Source organism: Streptomyces sp. NBC_01320 (assembly GCF_035974375.1).
GTDB classification, from domain to species: domain Bacteria; phylum Actinomycetota; class Actinomycetes; order Streptomycetales; family Streptomycetaceae; genus Streptomyces; species Streptomyces yanii.
The window spans coordinates 11,924,295-11,940,402 of sequence record NZ_CP108390.1; the positions used below are offsets into that span (position 1 = coordinate 11,924,295).

General features: G+C 67.0%; 11 protein-coding genes and 1 pseudogene. 5 read left to right on the forward strand and 7 right to left on the reverse strand.

Annotated features, from left to right (window positions below; genetic code table 11):
• Positions 1-5: 5 nt before the first annotated feature.
• Positions 6-869: a hypothetical protein gene (locus OG395_RS55325; protein ID WP_327241067.1), complete on the forward strand. Its 864-nt coding sequence runs from the start codon at positions 6-8 to the stop codon at positions 867-869.
• 1,445 nt (positions 870-2,314) lie between these two features.
• On the opposite strand, the gene OG395_RS55330 is transcribed toward OG395_RS55325, so the two are convergent.
• Both OG395_RS55330 and OG395_RS55335 read right to left on the reverse strand, forming a co-directional pair.
• On the reverse strand, positions 2,315-3,793 hold the full coding sequence (locus OG395_RS55330) for an ISKra4 family transposase (protein ID WP_442818718.1): 1,479 nt from the start codon (positions 3,791-3,793) through the stop codon (positions 2,315-2,317).
• A gap of 44 nt (positions 3,794-3,837) precedes the next feature.
• On the reverse strand, positions 3,838-4,341 hold the full coding sequence (locus tag OG395_RS55335; RefSeq protein WP_327241065.1) for a hypothetical protein: 504 nt from the start codon (positions 4,339-4,341) through the stop codon (positions 3,838-3,840).
• Between the two features lie 323 nt (positions 4,342-4,664).
• Between OG395_RS55335 and OG395_RS55340 the strand changes: the two genes are divergently transcribed.
• Positions 4,665-5,600 carry an SMI1/KNR4 family protein gene (locus tag OG395_RS55340; RefSeq protein ID WP_327241064.1) on the forward strand — a complete coding sequence of 312 codons (936 nt, stop codon included), beginning with the start codon at positions 4,665-4,667 and terminating at the stop codon, positions 5,598-5,600.
• Positions 5,601-5,670: 70 nt separating this feature from the next.
• On the opposite strand, the gene OG395_RS55345 is transcribed toward OG395_RS55340, so the two are convergent.
• Positions 5,671-7,470 (reverse strand): hypothetical protein, encoded by a 1,800-nt coding sequence (locus tag OG395_RS55345; protein ID WP_327241063.1) that lies wholly within the window; start codon positions 7,468-7,470, stop codon positions 5,671-5,673.
• A 327-nt stretch (positions 7,471-7,797) separates the two neighbouring features.
• Here OG395_RS55345 and OG395_RS55350 point away from each other — a divergent pair, with 327 nt between their 5' ends.
• Positions 7,798-8,172, forward strand: coding sequence for a hypothetical protein (locus tag OG395_RS55350; RefSeq protein ID WP_327241062.1), 375 nt, complete (start codon positions 7,798-7,800; stop codon positions 8,170-8,172).
• A 293-nt stretch (positions 8,173-8,465) separates the two neighbouring features.
• On the opposite strand, the gene OG395_RS55355 is transcribed toward OG395_RS55350, so the two are convergent.
• A complete protein-coding gene (locus OG395_RS55355; RefSeq protein WP_327241061.1) occupies positions 8,466-9,221 on the reverse strand; it encodes a hypothetical protein in 756 nt (251 codons plus the stop codon).
• Between the two features lie 455 nt (positions 9,222-9,676).
• Here OG395_RS55355 and OG395_RS55360 point away from each other — a divergent pair, with 455 nt between their 5' ends.
• Positions 9,677-11,011: a hypothetical protein gene (locus OG395_RS55360; RefSeq protein ID WP_327241060.1), complete on the forward strand. Its 1,335-nt coding sequence runs from the start codon at positions 9,677-9,679 to the stop codon at positions 11,009-11,011.
• Positions 11,012-11,046: 35 nt separating this feature from the next.
• Here the strand turns inward: OG395_RS55360 and OG395_RS55365 are convergent, their stop codons facing one another.
• Positions 11,047-11,586, reverse strand: coding sequence for a helicase associated domain-containing protein (locus OG395_RS55365; RefSeq protein WP_327241059.1), 540 nt, complete (start codon positions 11,584-11,586; stop codon positions 11,047-11,049).
• A gap of 37 nt (positions 11,587-11,623) precedes the next feature.
• Here OG395_RS55365 and OG395_RS55370 point away from each other — a divergent pair, with 37 nt between their 5' ends.
• The gene (locus OG395_RS55370; RefSeq protein ID WP_327241058.1) at positions 11,624-12,259 is read left to right on the forward strand and encodes a hypothetical protein; all 636 of its coding nucleotides are present in this window, start codon (positions 11,624-11,626) and stop codon (positions 12,257-12,259) included.
• Positions 12,260-12,398: 139 nt separating this feature from the next.
• Here OG395_RS55370 and OG395_RS55375 read toward each other — a convergent pair.
• Together OG395_RS55375 and OG395_RS55380 are read right to left on the reverse strand one after the other, a co-directional pair.
• Positions 12,399-12,903, reverse strand: a pseudogene (locus OG395_RS55375) (IS5 family transposase); the annotation flags it as partial.
• A 207-nt stretch (positions 12,904-13,110) separates the two neighbouring features.
• Positions 13,111-15,561: a DEAD/DEAH box helicase gene (locus tag OG395_RS55380; protein ID WP_327241057.1), complete on the reverse strand. Its 2,451-nt coding sequence runs from the start codon at positions 15,559-15,561 to the stop codon at positions 13,111-13,113.
• Between the last annotated feature and the right edge of the window lie 547 nt (positions 15,562-16,108).

Consider the following 16,108-nt stretch of genomic DNA (forward strand, 5'->3'; position numbering starts at 1 on the left):
GCACCGTGCGTCAGGACGACCCGGTCAAACGCGCGCTGATGCATCTCGACCGCGCCATGCGTGATCAGCCGGACCGTTTGTACAGCGCGGTGCGAACCATCCAGCAGCTCCTGGAGGCAGAGAAGGTCCCGGAGAACATCGGCCGGCTGCGCCTGGCTCTCGGCCGCGGTCAGGCGCAGCTCGAAGAACGAGCCCGACAACGCCAGGTCGTCCTGGCCCGGCTGCAGGAACAGCCCACATTTTTCCTCCTCACCGAGGCCACTCAGCTGATGAGGGATCTCGACGTGACGGCCGAGGAGCGGGAGGTGGTGCGTGTCGCGCGGGTCCGGCACGACCAGGAGCAGGCCGCGCTTCGGCGGGAGAAGGAGGAGCGGCGCGCGGCTCAGCGGGAGAAGGAGTGGCGCGAGCATACGGAGCAGCAGCGTGAGCGGAACGAGGCCGCCCGACGGGAGCGGGTGGAGCGGGCGTTGGCCGTGCAGCGTGAACAAGAGGAGACAGCGGAGCGCCAGGCGCAGCGAGAACGCGCCGAGAAACTCGGCTACCTGGCGCCGTTCGTTATGGGGGCGCTGAAGAAGGCGGCCCGTGAGGAGCGGGTCACCACCTGGCGCGAGATAGGGGACAAGACCGGGCAGCGTGAGCTGAGCCGCCTCACCCACCAGGACAAACTGACGCTGCTGGAGACAGCGGAGAACAAGACCCTCCCTGGCAGTCCCCTGTGGTCAGCGGTCCTGGCCGCCACCGGAAGCGATGACGCGCTGCGCCTGCACCGGGACCTGCTGCACCGCTTGCAGCGCCCCGCGCCCGCCGACGACGCCGACCTCCTCGCCCAGATCACTGCGGAGTGCGTCCAGCTGCGGCGCCAGTGGTAATAGCCGGAGCGGGGCTGGCAGTCAGAGGGGGCGTTGCTCCACAGCCGGCCGCCGACGATGGCGCCTTTGAAAGGCCGGTCAGGGGCGATTGTCGTACCTGGCCGACAGGGCCGGCCTGGTACGCGACGCCGTCTCGAAGAGGTACGACCTGGTCAAAGGTCGGCGACCACCGCACCCCCACCGCCCTGGACGCGGACAGATGGATACGACCCGATGCGCTTGTTCACCTGGAGAGTGCTTCTTTCCTTGCAGCGGACAGAAACCCTTGCAAGTGCCATCGTTACTGCTCAGCAGCACCCGCCTATCTGATCAAGACCGGCACAAGCCCGCTCGTGAAAGCCCGAGGCTAAGGGCCAGTCGAAGCGCTCAGGGGGGAACTGTGGAACCAGGGATCATGACTGCTCTCGCGGCAGTTGTTGGTACGTGCTCGGGCATGGTGGGTGCTCTCGGAGCCGCGCGGCTGAACGGCACCATGCAGCGCCGCTCGCAGCACGAGCACTGGCGCCGAGATGGGCGGCGGCAAGCGTACGCAGCCTTCGTGGAGGCGGCTGTGGATTACGGCGAAGCCATTGGCACTGTTCAGTACGAGGGTGCCGCCGGCGATCACCCCGGGGTGGAAGTGGCAGAGCTGTGCAGGCGAGTTGTTGAGCTGAGGCCGGCCACGAGCAAAGCGCTGGCTCTCGTGCTGGTGGAGGGGCCCGACGACGTGGCCCGTGCGGCTCACGAGGCCGTGCGGGCCATGACTGCTTGGGCATGCGCGACTGGCGTGTATCCCCCTGGTCATCCCGTGGCAGTCTCTCGTTCCGTGCAGAGAGTGCTCCGTGACGGGCCGACTGACGTCGACGGCCTGGCTGACGTGAGCTGGGAGCGTATTCGCGAGTTCGAGACGTGTGCCCGCACGGCTTTGGATCATCCGTTGTAGTCGGGCTCGTGAGCAGCCGGGGGTGAAGCTCACGCCCTGTCTGCCGCTCTTGGTCCTGGTCGTTGTCTTGGTTGGGCGCTCTGGGCTACTGGCCGACCGCCACCTCGTACATGCAGAAGCCCCCGGAGCTGACCGCTCCGGGGGCTTCTCGTGTGGTGGGGCGTGCGCCAACACGGGTCCCGCCGTATATGCCCTTGTTCTTGGTTGCACCCAGTGGACCAGGGCTCTCACCTTGACTCATGTGAGCCAAGGTTGCTTTGCCAGTGTTGCTCGTACCTGTAGTACAGCGCAAAGGCGAGATGTACTGGAGCGAGCCAACTACCCCATAGCTGGGGTAGCTGGTCGCTAAAACGATGCGCTCGGCTTAGTGCCGGACAGCCACGTTCGTGCAGGTGAAACCCTGTTTGGCGAGCTGCTACGTCGGTAGTACCGCAGTATGACGGGCCGGTACACGAATGAACCAATGAATCGACATAACGGACTTAAGGATTTGGGTGCAGTTCCTGTGAGGGTTCTGTTTTGATCACGCCGTGAGGCGGTATCGTGCCTGGTGGTTGCGGATGAACTCCTGCTCCTCGTGCCAGGCCCAGTAGGCGTCGAAGTCGCCGTTGGATCGCAGCGCGCGAAGCTTCAGCACGGCCTCGGCCCCGGCCAGGCCCCAGCGGGCACCGGTAATGTCCAGACGGTCTTTCACCAGATGGCGGCAGGCGCCCTCAATAATTCCAGTGGCGATGGGCCAGCCGGCCGCGAGCGCGGTGTCGTAGCGCAGGTATTCGGCCTTGTTGGTGAGGTAGGCCACGGCGTCGTCGATGCCCTTGTTCTTGCCCACTGCGATGCCGGCGGCCATCGCGGCCCCTCTGATCCGCTCGGCGGCCTGAACGGCGCCGCCGGCCAGGATGGTGCGGCCGGCGCGGGCGACCCATGCCTCGATGGTCTTGTCGCCGGTCTCGTGCAGGGCGTGGGCGGCGCCCCACAGATACTCCAGCACATGAATGATGTCGATGACGATGTGCACGCCGATGCCCCTGGCCGCGGACTGCTCGTTGATCAGGTCGATCTGGTGGGGTGCGCCGTCGACCAGGGCCACCCAGGTCCGCGCGTGTTCGGGGTCGCGGTGCTCGGCCTGATCGAACACCGCGGCAACGACTTCGGCGGCGGTGTCGTTCACCGAGCCGCACAGCCATTTGGAGCGGGCCTTCGGGCCTTTCCGGCGTTCGGGATCATCGCCGCCGCCCGCGCGGTCGGGGTCGGCGATGACGTCGTCGACATCGCGCACGGCCGGCTCGGCGTCATAGACGGTGCCCAGGGTCGCCATCCTCTTGCGGCCGTTCTTCTCCCCGGAGGACAACCGCTTGTCCAGCTTGTTGCCGCCTTTCGTGGCGGCCGCCTTGGCCGTGGCCTCCCGCAGCGCCTCCGGCCTTATCACCACGCCCTTGCCGTCCACCGACAACACCTGCAGCGTCGTGTCCGTGCACGGCACCGGGACGAGCGCGTCGTAGAACGCGTCGATGTCCCCGGCCGCGCCGACGGCCAATTCCAGGACCTGCCGGTACCCGACCCCGGCCCCGGTCAGGGCGTTGACCCGCTGGGCGGCCTCGGCGAACGAGCCGCGGGCGGCCTCGATCGCGGCCAGTTTCGCCACCCCGTGCGAATACATGCCGCCCGGCATGTTCAACACCGCGTCCGCGGGGTGCAGATCGGCCACGCCGCTCCCGCGGTAGGCGATCCTGGTCGCAGTGACCTTCCCGAACACCGTGCCCAGGATCCGGGTCCGGCCCCGCTCGATCCGGGTGCGCTCCACGCCGCGCGCGTCCACCACATCCGCAACCCGCACCTCGGTGAATGCCCGCAGCCGTAGATGGTCCTGGAACAACGACCGGGTCACCTCCCGCATCGCCAAGCCGAGCATGTCCTCCAACTGCGAGTGCGTCATCACCGCGGTGCCGGGACCCGCGAGGTCTGCTTTCACATGCTCGAACAAGCCGGTGGAGGCGGCGAACACGTCCTCGGCCGCGGCGAGCGCGCCACCGGCGGTCCCAGCCGCGCTCACCGGACACCCGCGGCGGAAAGCTCGAACAGCCCCGGCTCGGCCTCGACCAGGACACCGCGGGCGACCAGGCGCTTGAGTTTGCTCCGCATCGACTCCCGTTGCGAGTCCGTCGCCTCCGGCACCCCGATCGCGGCCAACACGTCCTTGCACCTCTTCACACCGGTCTGCTCGGCGAACACCGCAGCGATCTGCCGGTAGGCCGGCGAAATCACCGCCTGGTCCCCGCCCGCCTCCGCGGCCACCAGCAGCGCCGCGGCCTGCATCAACCCGGCCACCGGCACCGGCCCCAGGGACTCGAACACCTCCGGGACCTGCACAGACGACGCGGCCGGGGCGGACAGCACCTCGCTCATCGTCTCCCGCGTGATCTGCAGCCGGGACAACTCGATCTCGACCTGCGACAACGACTCCGAGAGCCCGCCGATCTGCTCACGCAACCCCTCGGCCCGCGACCGGGCTGCACTCTCCCTGGTCTCCAACGCGACGATCCACGACGGCACGACACCACCCACCCTCATCCGGCGTCCACCCGACGGCGAACGACTCACCGCCGAAGGTAGAAACCCGACCCGCCACGCATATACCAAACCCCCGCGAATCACCCCAACGAAGGACCCTCGCAGGAACTGCACCCAAGTTTGATCGACAAAAGCCCTGGTCACGAGAGCGCAGGTCTCGCGCCACATCTTGCCCTGGCACCTCGAAGTACACGCGCTACGGTGCCCGACTCCGACTGCATTGAGGCGACACAGCCGCAGCCGGGGAGCGTAGGCGCCCTACTGTGTGAGGGCACCGTACTCCAACTGGCAAGGAGCACCAGGCTGTGAACGTCGAGATCGCCGCGGACGTACGTGAGACTGCCACCCAGTTAGGTGCCGGTGTTCCGTACGCCCTGAAGGTTCTGGCCAGCCAGCTGGCCGATGATCCAGGCATGGGCCTTCCCTCGGGACTGCCGGGCATCCTGACCGTGACGGTGGATGGGGACCTGTTCGAGGGCTGCCCCGCCCTGGCCGTCGGCTACATCCGCGAGCCCGACCGGATCGAGATCCGGTACGTGGCCCTGGCCCCCTCCGCCGAGCCAGCCGCGAACAGCCGCGGGCAGGACCAGGACCAGCCGGCCGATCCCGCCGCCGACGCGGTCACCGGACGGGAGATCACCGACGCCTGGCAGCGCATCACCCGCTGGCTCCAGCGCAACGCCCCCGACTCCCACGCTGCGCTCCGTACGGGCATGAGCTCCACCAGCATCGCCGCCCTGGAAGACGATCTCGGTATCCAGGTACCAACAAGCCTTCGCGCCCTGTGGTTGCTGACCGCGGGTGACGACGGGGTCAGCGGGGCGGGATGCCTTCCCGGCAATCAGGCCCTGATGCCCGCGGACGCTGTAGCCGCCTTCTACCGGCAGCAGATGGACTCCCAAGCCCACGAGGACACCCTCAACGCCCGCCGCTCCGAGTACGACAGGATCACCGTGTGGAAGGCAGCCTGGATTCCGGTTGTCTCCTACGGTGCGGCCGACCGTACCTCGGGTCTGTACCTGGACGCCGCAACCGGCTACCTGGGCCGCTGGTCCCGCTACAACGAAGGTCCCGGTGACGAGCCCGACACGCTGGCCACCTACCTGGAAGACGTCGCCGACATGCTCGAAACCCCGGCCCTGGCCACGCGGGACAAGCCCGGACTGGTCGGCGGGGCGCTGGTGTGGGGCAGCAGGCTCGACCCCGCACGGGAAGACCGGTGGCAGCCCCTGACGGGCTGACCACACACGAGAAGGGGGCCAGCCTTGTGGCTGGCCCCCCTTCCTGCTTCATGCCGGCGTTCAGGCTACGTCAGCCGATCTTGCGCCACGTGCAGGTCGTTGCGGTCGATGTGCAGTGTTCGAATCCCGGCAGGGTCACGAAGAATCCGTCACCGTCCAGCATCCGCCACGACGGAGCCGGAAAGCCGTTGAATGCCTGCTGGTTCTGCACGCTTGAGATTGCCGCACGCCCGCACCGCTCCGTGCCGCTCGGCCCGTTCGTCGCCGTTCGGGTATCCGCGAGGATGCCGAAGTTCGCCGAACCGTCGCCCATCTTGTCGGTGTACAACTGGGCGCACTTGCTGCCCGACGTCACCAGGTTCACGCTGTTCGGGAAGCCGCCGGACTCGTGGGTCGAGGCCATCGCGAACTCGTCGCAGTCGACCGACCCCACTGATGCATCGGATGGGTGGACGCTCCAGGTGCTGTCGCACACGCGGGTGCGGCTGTTGTCCGAGGTCCATGTTCCGCCGGCGCTGTTCTTCACCGGGGTGTCAGGGCCCAGGTAGTGCATCAGGCTGTCCCACCGCTTCGAGCCGGCGTGATCGGGCATCACCTGCTGCATGTACCAGTAGTACGCCCCAGCGGCGGGGTACAGGTTGGTGTCCACCGTCCAGTTCGGCACGAAGTACGGCAGCACACAGCCCGGCGCCGAACCCTTGACGATGTCGTCGCAGCGCGGGGCGAGTTCACGGACGCGCACGTCACCGCTGGTGCCGAAGTCGGCGGTCGCCGAGGAGGTCAGGCTGGCGTCCACGGTGGCCCGGATAGACCATCCGAGGTCGATGGTCTCCTTGCCGGTGCCGGACCAGATGGTCTGGACGGTGCCGTAGCGGGCATTGAGGGGACCTGCCTCGGAGAATCCCCAGTGGCCGGTGGCGGCGGCGCCGTAGATGTCAGTCCACCGCGTCTGTGTGGTGGTGCAGGAAGAACAGTTGTTGGTGGGCAGCCACGTGAGGTTGACGCCTTGGAGAGCTGCGTCGATGGTGCGGGGCATCGCGACGAGCTGCTGATCGAACTCGGCGAAATCCGAACCGGACGCACCCTTGTTCGGGTACGTCTTGATCCGCTGTTGCAGGTCGAACGTGGCCAGGCCGAGGGCGGGCAGCTCCGGGTCGGCGTCCAGGAAGATCAGCGTGGCGGAGCCGATGTTTTTCAGGCACGCCTCGGTGCGGTTCATGTAGTCCTTGCCAACTGGCTTGCTTCCGCACCACTCCACCAGGTCGACGGGCTCGGCAACCGCTGCCCGCGGGGATGCTGCGCGCTGCTCGCTCTGCTTGGACGGCGGGGTGATCTCGATGCACAGCTTGCGGCCTTGAGTATCGACCGTGGAGCAGGACCGCTCGCCGGTGGCCTTGAGGCCCGTGAGAGCAACGGCGCCGGGGTCAGTGCGTGTGAACTCGTTTTCGGTCTGGGCCAGCGGGTCGATCGTTGACGACGTCTGCGGCGCGGGGAACTTCATGTACGGGTCGATGCGGAAGTCCGCCCACGGCGACCAGTCCGTCTCGTACAGACCGCCGTCGTAGGCGGAGGTGCGGAACTTGTACAGCACGCCGGGCTTCAGCTTGCCGTACGGCACCGTCACCTTCGCCGTGCTGCCCGAGGCAACATACGGCGACACCAGCACCCCGTACTGGCCTGCCCCGTCGAGGTCGACCTGTGCCTTCGGGGTACCGTCCGCGTTCGTGGTGTACACCTGGAACGTCAGGTTCGCTGTGTCTCCGTCCGGGTCGGTCACGGTGTTCCGCAGCACCACCTCAGGAGTGATGACCCGCCAGACAGTGCCCGACTTGGAGAACTTGGGGCCGGCCGACGGGGCCGTACCCGACACCGGTCGGGCACCCCCCGCGGCTATCGCTCCCAGGTCCTGCGGCCCGGCCGCCCCCACTGCTGTCGGGGAAGCCCCCAGGCCGGGGACAGGCGGCCTCGGGGCCGCTGCTGCTGGACCCACCCCAGCCAGCACCGCCAGCACGGCACCAACAGTGGCAACAGAGCGCCACGCACGTAAGAGTCTCACTTCCTCAATCCCCTTTGCGGGTCGGTGAGTTGTACACGCCAACCCGTGAACTCCATCACGCCCGCACACAAAGCAACATGATCGGAATCATGGTTTGCTGACCGGGAACTCGTTCAGGCCAAAGGGGAACGCGAACACTGGGTGTGCGCGTCCCGGGGTCGGGTCGACGGCGGTGGGCGCGCACCCCACCAGATCGACCTGATCAACGAGCAGTCCGCGGCCAGGGGCATCGGCGTGCACATCGTCATCGACATCATTCATGTGCTGGAGTATCTGTGGGGCGCCGCCCACGCCCTGCACGAGACCGGCGACAAGACCATCGAGGCATGGGTCGCCCGCGCCGGCCGCACCATCCTGGCCGGCGGCGCCGTTCAGGCCGCCGAGCGGATCAGAGGGGCCGCGATGGCCGCCGGCATCGCAGTGGGCAAGAACAAGGGCATCGACGACGCTGTGGCCTACCTCACCAACAAGGCTGATGATCTGCGATTTTTTGGCGGTGGTGGTTCGGCATCGTGATGTCAGTGCGGTAGCTGCGGTGTCTGTGCTGTTCAGATGGTCGCGGTGATTAGTTCGGGTGGTGACACAGTTGCCGATTTGGTGCTGACGTTTTTGGTGATGATGCGGGTCGGTTTGTTGCCGGTCGGTACAGCATGGGTGTGTTGTTGCTGGTCAGGGCTGTGCTGGCAGGGACTGGTGTCCCGCCTCAGACGATCTGGTCCCTGTCTCAGATGACCTGGTCCGTTGGTGCTGCTGTCCGGTCTCACTGGGCCTGGGGGCATTTCACTTCTGAGTCCGGGCAGGCTGACGAGCTAACCGTCGTCGGAGTCCCCGCGCAGCGAGCGTGCCAGCTCGGAGACGTGTCGCGCCTGGTCAGCGGACAGCCGTCGCGCCCCCCACAGCAGCGCTGCGGCGTCCACGGCCTCCGGGGACGGAGGGGGCGGCACCTCACGCAGGGAAACGCCCGTCAGCGCGGCCAGTTCGCAGGCGTCGATCCCCAGCAGGGCAGCGAAGTCCGTCACCAAGCGCGGGGTCAGCTCCTTGCGACCGGAGCCGATCACGCCGTAGGTGGCCGCCGACAGGTACGTGGGCGTCACGAACGCAAGCGTCCTCGCTATGCCCATCCAGTTCAGGTTGCGGTACTGGAGCATGCGGATGACGCAAGCGCCCGGGCCGTCGGCGAGGGGCATAAGCGGCTTCGGGGCGAAGCTGGAACGCCGTTCCTCCTGCGGCAGCGAGCGGATCATCTGTAGAAGCTCACGGCGTCGCGCTTCGGGGAGGCGCACCGCATCCGTCACCATGGTCGCCGCCCACTTCACGGCCGTGGCGTCCAACGGCGCCAGGTCGTCCGGGACCGCTCGCCCCGCGAGGATGAACAGATCGACAGCGTGGAATCCCAGCGCGGGCGCAAGCCGTCGGAGCAGCCCCTCGCCGGGGCTCTCCCCCGCGAGCACCGCCCGGACCTCGTCTGCGGTCGACTCAGCGCAGTCGGCCAACTCCTGGGCGCTGAGCTCTCTGTGGTCCAGCAACGACGCCAGCATCGCACCGAACCCGGGATGCTCCATCATGCCCGCAGACTAGCCAGAACAGCGAGTACAGCGTCGGCTTCCACCCGGATCGGTTGCCTTGACCTCCTGCGCTCGGACTTCGATCTCAAGGCTGTCCGTCCTCGACCCGACTCTCACCTGGACCTGACACCTCGCAGGCTCATCGCCCGAAGCACCCAGCGCCTCGCCCAGCTCAGGACAGCCGCACTCCAAGCCTTCGACATCACCTTCGACGGCCGGCTCACCGCCGGACGCCGGTAGAAACAATCAACCGAGTCCCACCGTTCGCTGTACAGACCCCTCTGCGGGGCTGCTTGCACCCACCCGCGACGGCGCGCCCGCTGAGCCCGTTTCTGTGACGGACGCGGCGGCGGCCGGCCGGGGTCATCCCCGTGCTGCGCGCCCGTCACCCCCGGTTCGGACGCCCTTGCTCAATTCACTGGAGGAGAGGTTCCCTCCGCCAAGAGAATGTCCTTGTGCCTCCATTGCTGACCGATTTGCCCGCTGACCGGCTCGATGCGCTGGTCAAGCACCCCTTCCATCGAGAGAACGGTGAACGGCTGGTCGGATTCATCCAAGACCTGCGCCAGTGCCACGATTCCGAGGACTTCGTGGCCTTCCAGCGCGACCTCCTCCGCGCCGCGCTCAGGGCGAACCAGGCACGGGCGGAGCGCTCCCGGGTGATCAAGCGACTCCGGAAGGGAGAAAAGCTCCCGGCGGATGCCCCCGACCTGGTCGTCGGTCACCCCCATGACATCGATGACTGGCGACTGGAGTACGACGCCCTGGAGCGCGTGGGCCGACAACTACGCTCGATCGGGGACGCCTTGGCCTGGCGTGCCTTCCGATACGACCGCCGCTACATACTGACCCTGCGCCGCAACGAATCGCCGGGACCGATGACGCTGAGCAAGGAAGGCACCCTCCACGAGATCCGGTTCGCGGAGGAGCAATGGAGCGAGCACCGGCACTTTGCGCTGCTGCACGACCTCACCGACTGCCTGCGCATCGGCGACGTGACCGTGTTCCACGACCGGCACGCGGACAGCGAACAAGACATCTACCTGTACGAGCTGAAGACGAACCCCAAGCGGCGTGAGAGTACTCAGCTCACGCGGACCCGGATGGCGGCCGAAGCCCTGCACACGGGCAGTCCGCTGCCCGGGCCCGAAGGGGCCCGCCTCGTCGAAACAGGCGTGCCGTACGCCACCCATCTGTCCGCCCTCAACGACGCATTCGCCCGAGCCCACTGCGAGGGACTGAAGACGATGCGCGTGCCCGGGCAGCGCGGCCTGCTCGCCCTGGACATCGCAGCGGCAGACAACAGGTGGGGACTGCAGGAAGCAACCCGCCAGTTCCACTCGGCGTACGCCGCGCTGCTGCGCCGCACCCGACTGAGCGGAGAGAGCATCTGCTTCAGCAGCGGAGACAGCGCAGCACGCAACACTCTTGCCCCGCCGTGGGGCATCTACCCGCTCCAGCCCGCGCAGTGTGCCGGCCTCATCGCCGACGTCCTGGTCTTCACCGTGACGCTCTCGTCCGACAACTTCATCGAAGAACTCCGCAAGGTCGGCCTGGACGCTCACTGGGTCCTGCCGGACGGAGCCGACCTAAAGCCGGAGCAACCCGCCGTAGCGCTCCGGGGGCACGGACGCCGCACCCTGGTGGGCAGGGCGGAACTCGAGCGGATTTTGCTGGAACTGACCGACCTGCAGACCTGGGCGAGGGGCATGGACCAACTGCTATGCAAGGGCACAGTCGGCTCGCAGCCGTGGCCGTACTTCACGGACGAACACCGGGTATGGGCCTGACCGGGCTGGTGAAGCCGCGCGCGGTGCAGCAGTTGTTACTGCGCCCACCCCAGCCCGAGTGCGGCGAGGGTGGCGAGCTGGTCCTCGGTGAGTCGGTGGCGGCGGGTTTTCTGGTTGGTGAGGAAGATGCCGAGTCGTACGGAGGTGCCGTCGGGGAGTTCTTCGACATGCTGTCTTGCGACGATGATCTTCCCCTCCCGTGCGATGTACTGCTGGAGGGCCGCGACGCCCCGTGTGAAGGTGGCGGAGTCCTTTTCAGCCCCTGTCTTCGCGTTGGTTTGCGCTGCGGTCTTCTGGGGCGTGCAGCTGGTTTCACGCCCACCTCGCCCAAGCGGTGCAACGGCGCCGGATACGTCGCCGTTCTTCTCGGGCCGGGGCCTCTCCGGGGTCCTGCCCGACTTGTCCTTCCGGACCTCCCCCCTTTGCCGGGCCTTCTCCTCCTCGGCTGCGGTCTTCGTGCACCGACCGCTGCCGCCGCCGCGGAGCACCGCGGCTGACGCTCCGGGGGTGAACGAGACGGAACCGTGATCGCTCGCGTACAACCCCCGGGGCGGTGCGGGCGTCGGACAGATCATGGTCTCTTCTCAAGTCCTCGCCAGCGGACACGCGTCTGTGACTCTGGGATCCGAACGGCTCACCATCGACCGGGACCGGACGTGCACGACGATTCCCCTCGCAGTCGTCCAGGAAGTCCGGCAGGACGGTGACACGGCTCTGCGGATCGTCCTGACCGACGGTGTCGCGCACCGGATCGAGGGGGCGAACGCCACCGCCACGGGTGCGTTCCTCTCCGCCCTCAACGACGCGCTGCCCGCGGAGCGGGACCCGGCCGGCAGCGCGTCGGTCACCGTCGAGTCGCTGCCGCCGGAGATCAGGATGTGGCAGGTCGTGCTCGGGATCGTGGTCGCCCTGCTCCTCTGCGCCGGTTACGTCGCCTGGGCGGGTTCCCACAAGGCCGACAGCTGGCCCGTCGTGGCGATCACGCTCCTCCTCCTGCTCGCCGGCCTGCTCGGCGCGGTGCTCCTGGTAATCAGCGCGCGTGGTCGGGTGATCCTGGCCCGCCGCGGCCTTACCGTCCGGGCCGTCCGGGAGTACTTCCCCACGGGAAGAAGAAGGGCTCCTACGTCTTCACCGCCACCAACGGTCAGGAGTACCGGCAATGGTCCGGCCGCTCGACCGAGGGCATCCACATCGTCTACGACCCGCAGAACCCGAACGTCAAGGTGCCGAGGGGGCCGCTCACCCTGACAGTGTTGCAGTACCTCCTGGGCGTTGCCGTCACGGCCGGACTGCTCTGGCTGGGGGTGGCCGGGGCGATCGTGTTCCCCTTCTTCTGAGGTCCCCTTCTCGTGAAGTCGATTTTTCCTGAGATCGATTAGAGGTCGCTTCAGTTGAGTCGGCGGTAGTTGATGAGGGCTGCGGCGATGCCGACGAAGGCGAGGAAGTGGCTCGGCCTTGCGTTCGTAGCGGCGGTGCAGGCGTCGGCATCCGGCGAGCCACGAAGTTGGTCTTTTCGACGACCCAGTGGTGGCGGCCCAGCTGCTGCGAGGACTCAATGCCTTTGCGGGCGATGCGATGATGGATGCCCCGCTTCCGTAGCCATCGGCGCAGGTGGTCGTAGTCGTATCCCTTGCCTGCGTGGAGCTTGGCCGGTCGTCGGCGACGCGGGCCGCGCCTGGAGTGGATCGGTGGAATACCGCGCACGAGCGGTTTCAGGCCGAGGCTGTCATGCATGTTGGCACCCGAGATGCCCAGCGACAGGGGCAGACCGTTCCGGTCCGTGATCAGGTGGACTTTCGATCCCGGCTTGCCGCGATCAGTCGGATTCGGTCCGGTCAGTGGCCCCCTTTTGCCGCCCTGACGCTGACGGAGTCGATCGCGCACCGCGACCACACATCACGCCTCGCTCCTGAAGTATCCGGCACATCCCGCACCGCCTTGCGAAGACCAGACCGCCCAGACCAACGCCAGGTTGTACGCGGACCTCGCTGCGCTACGCCCGCGCCAACGACCCGACCTTCCCCAGTCTGGTCGACAAGCACGACGCCGAACTCCTTTACCGCCATGCCCGTAGACGATCAGGGCGGTGTTCTGCGCTGCTACACCGCCCAGTCGTATCCGAGGTTGGCGAGGGCTGTGAGTTGCTGGTCGGTGAGTCGGTGGCGGCGGCTTTTCTGGTTGGTGAGGAAGATGCCGAGTCGTACGGACGAGCCGTCGGGGAGTTCTTCGACGTGCTGTCTCCCGACGACGGTCTTTCCTTCTCGTGCAATGTATTGGGTGAGGGCCTGTACACCCCGTTGGAAGGCCTCGGCACCGCGCGCTGCGCCCACTCCTGCCGCACGCTGTGTGCGGGGCGCAGCGGGCCGTGTAGCTGGTTTCACGCCCAGTGCGTCCAGGCGGTGTTGTTGTTCCGGGTTCAGGCGTGTCCAGTCTCGTACTTGCCGGGTGAGCCAGTGTCCGATGTCGTCGCCACGATGCGTCACCCCGGGCACGATGTCGTCGAGGCCGGCCTCGCCCGCGAGGAGCGCGGCGAGGCCGGTGTAGTGGCGTTGCCAGTCGACGGTCCAGCCCAGTGCCCCGGGGTTCCAGTCCGGGTCGATCGCGACCAGCTGCTCGGCACGCCGTGCCGCGCGCTCTGGCTCCTTGCCGAGGCCGTCAGGCCGTCGGAGGTTGGTGAGCCATTGTCCGACGGGTTTGTCGAGGGCGGTGGCGTGGCGGGGCGCGGCCAGGGTGCCGGCTTGTGCGTAGTAGGCGCGGGCGGCGGCGAGGTTCTCGGCGAACGTGGCGTCAGCGGTGTCCCAGATCATGCCGAGTTCTTCGAGTTCGTTGGCCCGGTTGCTGGGCATGGTTCCGGCCCGGTAGGCCCTTCTCTGGTCGGACAGCCACCTGCCCAATGGGTAGGCGTCCTCGGTGTGTTCGTAGGGCACGTCCAGGTGTCCCTCCCGCTCCTGGTAGCGGCGGGCGGTGTCGTAGCCGCGGGTCCAGTCCTGGCGTTCGGTGTCGAGGATCTGGAACTTGACCCACTTCGCGATCATGACGGGGTCTCTGGGGGCGGCGAACCGGAGCAGCAGCCGTGACTCCACCTCACCGTCTTCTGGCTCCGGACCGATGGTCTGCGACGGATCAACGACCTGTTTCTGGTTCTCTTGCGGAATAGCGAGCATCTCGATGGCACGTTCATCGTGCGCCCGGAGCCCTTCAAGGACCTTTACCAAGGGGCGATACGAAGAGGAGGTGAACATGTCTTCCGGCTGCTCACCCTGCGCCAGAAATACGGGCACGATCAGCGTTGCAATCTTGCCCTGTCCGGGTTTTTGACGCAGCGCCCGGCCAATAGCTTGCACGATATCCACGGCCGACCCTTTCGGGTCCAAGAGTGCCACGGAGTCCACCGCTCGGATATCGACACCTTCACCAAGCACACGGCAGTTCGACAGCACGGCCCGCCCTGCTCGGCGCCCGAAGTCCCCCAGTACCTGGCGCCGGTGGCCTGTCTCGTGCTCCCCGCACAGCCAGTTCGCCCACACACGTTCCGGGTACCGCTCCGGATCCGACGCATACAGCCGGGCCGCGACCTTGGGCAGTCCCGTCGCGAACGCGGACGCCTCTATCGTCCGGTGATGGAACGTGATGGTGGTCTGCAGGTCATGGACCGCCATCGTCTCCAGCAAGGCGGCCTGCAACGCCCCCATCCGCTCCCCGCGCAGCTGCTCCTCACGTTTTTCGTCGCTGGCCAGGCGGGCTGGGGTGACGACGGGGTCGGTCAGCTCGACCACCACGATCTGATACCTGGCCAGAAGCCCCCGGGACACGGCTGATGCGAGCGAGAGTTCGTACACGACAGGGCCGTAGATTTTGGGGTCGTCCATGGAGCAGGCCAGCTCCTGCGGCAGACGATTCCGCGCGTTCTCGAAGCCCGCCTGGCGTTCCGCCCACTGGGCCCGGGGTGGGCGTTCTTTCCAGATGCGGGGTGTGGCGGTCATGTAGAGCCGGCGCATGGCGGGGATGACGTCCTGGTCGTGGATCGCGGCCCATGCCTTCCCTGCCGATCCGCTGGTCCGGTGCGCCTCGTCCACGACGACGAGGTCGAAGACGTCCATGGGAAGCCCGTACGCGCCCTCGTGAGCCTCTGCCAGCACCGGCAGGGAGGCGTAGGTGGCGTAGACGGTCACGGGTCCGCGGCCGTGCCAGAGCGCCAGTTGCGGCGGGCTGGTCGTGGACCGCACATCGAGGTCCCACAGATGCGGGTCGTCATCCAGTGAACACACCTCCACCGCCGGCCCGGTGTGCCCGGCTGATCGCCATTCGCGCACGGTCTGGGTCAGCAGGTCCAGGGTCGGCAGCAGTACGAGAACCCGGCCGTTACGGGCGAGCCGCAGTGCGGAGTGCGCGGCGATGAGGGTCTTTCCCGTACCGCACGCTGCCACGACCGTGGCCCGCAGACCATTACGCGGGATCAGCTTTCCAGGAGGGATATCAAGACCGCGCACCACAGCGTCAACGGCTTCAACCTGATGAGGTCGAAGCACAATCTTTTCTGTGCTCGTCATATCCGTACTCCAGAATTCACGGGAGGGGTGGCAAGTCCTGACAGAGGGGGTAGCAGTTCCCTCGGGATGCTACACACTGCATCCCGTGATGCATCATCGTGATGATGTGCGGGCAGCACTCTAGCGCAACAGGGGCTGACGGGTGGGGTTTCTGGCAAGCTCGTGCGCATACTGAGTGTTTTTCAGGAAGTGAAAGGCTGTCACGTATCGGACGGAGCGAAGCGGAGTCCGGTGAGCTCCATCCGACAGGGCCGGCATCCCTTCGGAGGGTGACGGAACGTCACCGGGTGGGGGTGGCCGTTTCTTCGGGATCCTACACAGGCCTGCACTGATGCATCCCCACCCGGTAGCCAGCCGTTCCGGCTTGCCGGAACCAGGGCGTGGGAGCGAAGCGGACACGCCTGCCTGTCAGGAATTTAAGCGAAGCGTAATTCCAATTCCCGTGCGAAGCACGGGAATTAAGGCGTGAAACGCCGTCAACTAATTGCGAAGCAATTCGTCACGCGGTGCGAAGCACCGCGTTTTCCTTGCACAGCGCGCAGCGCTG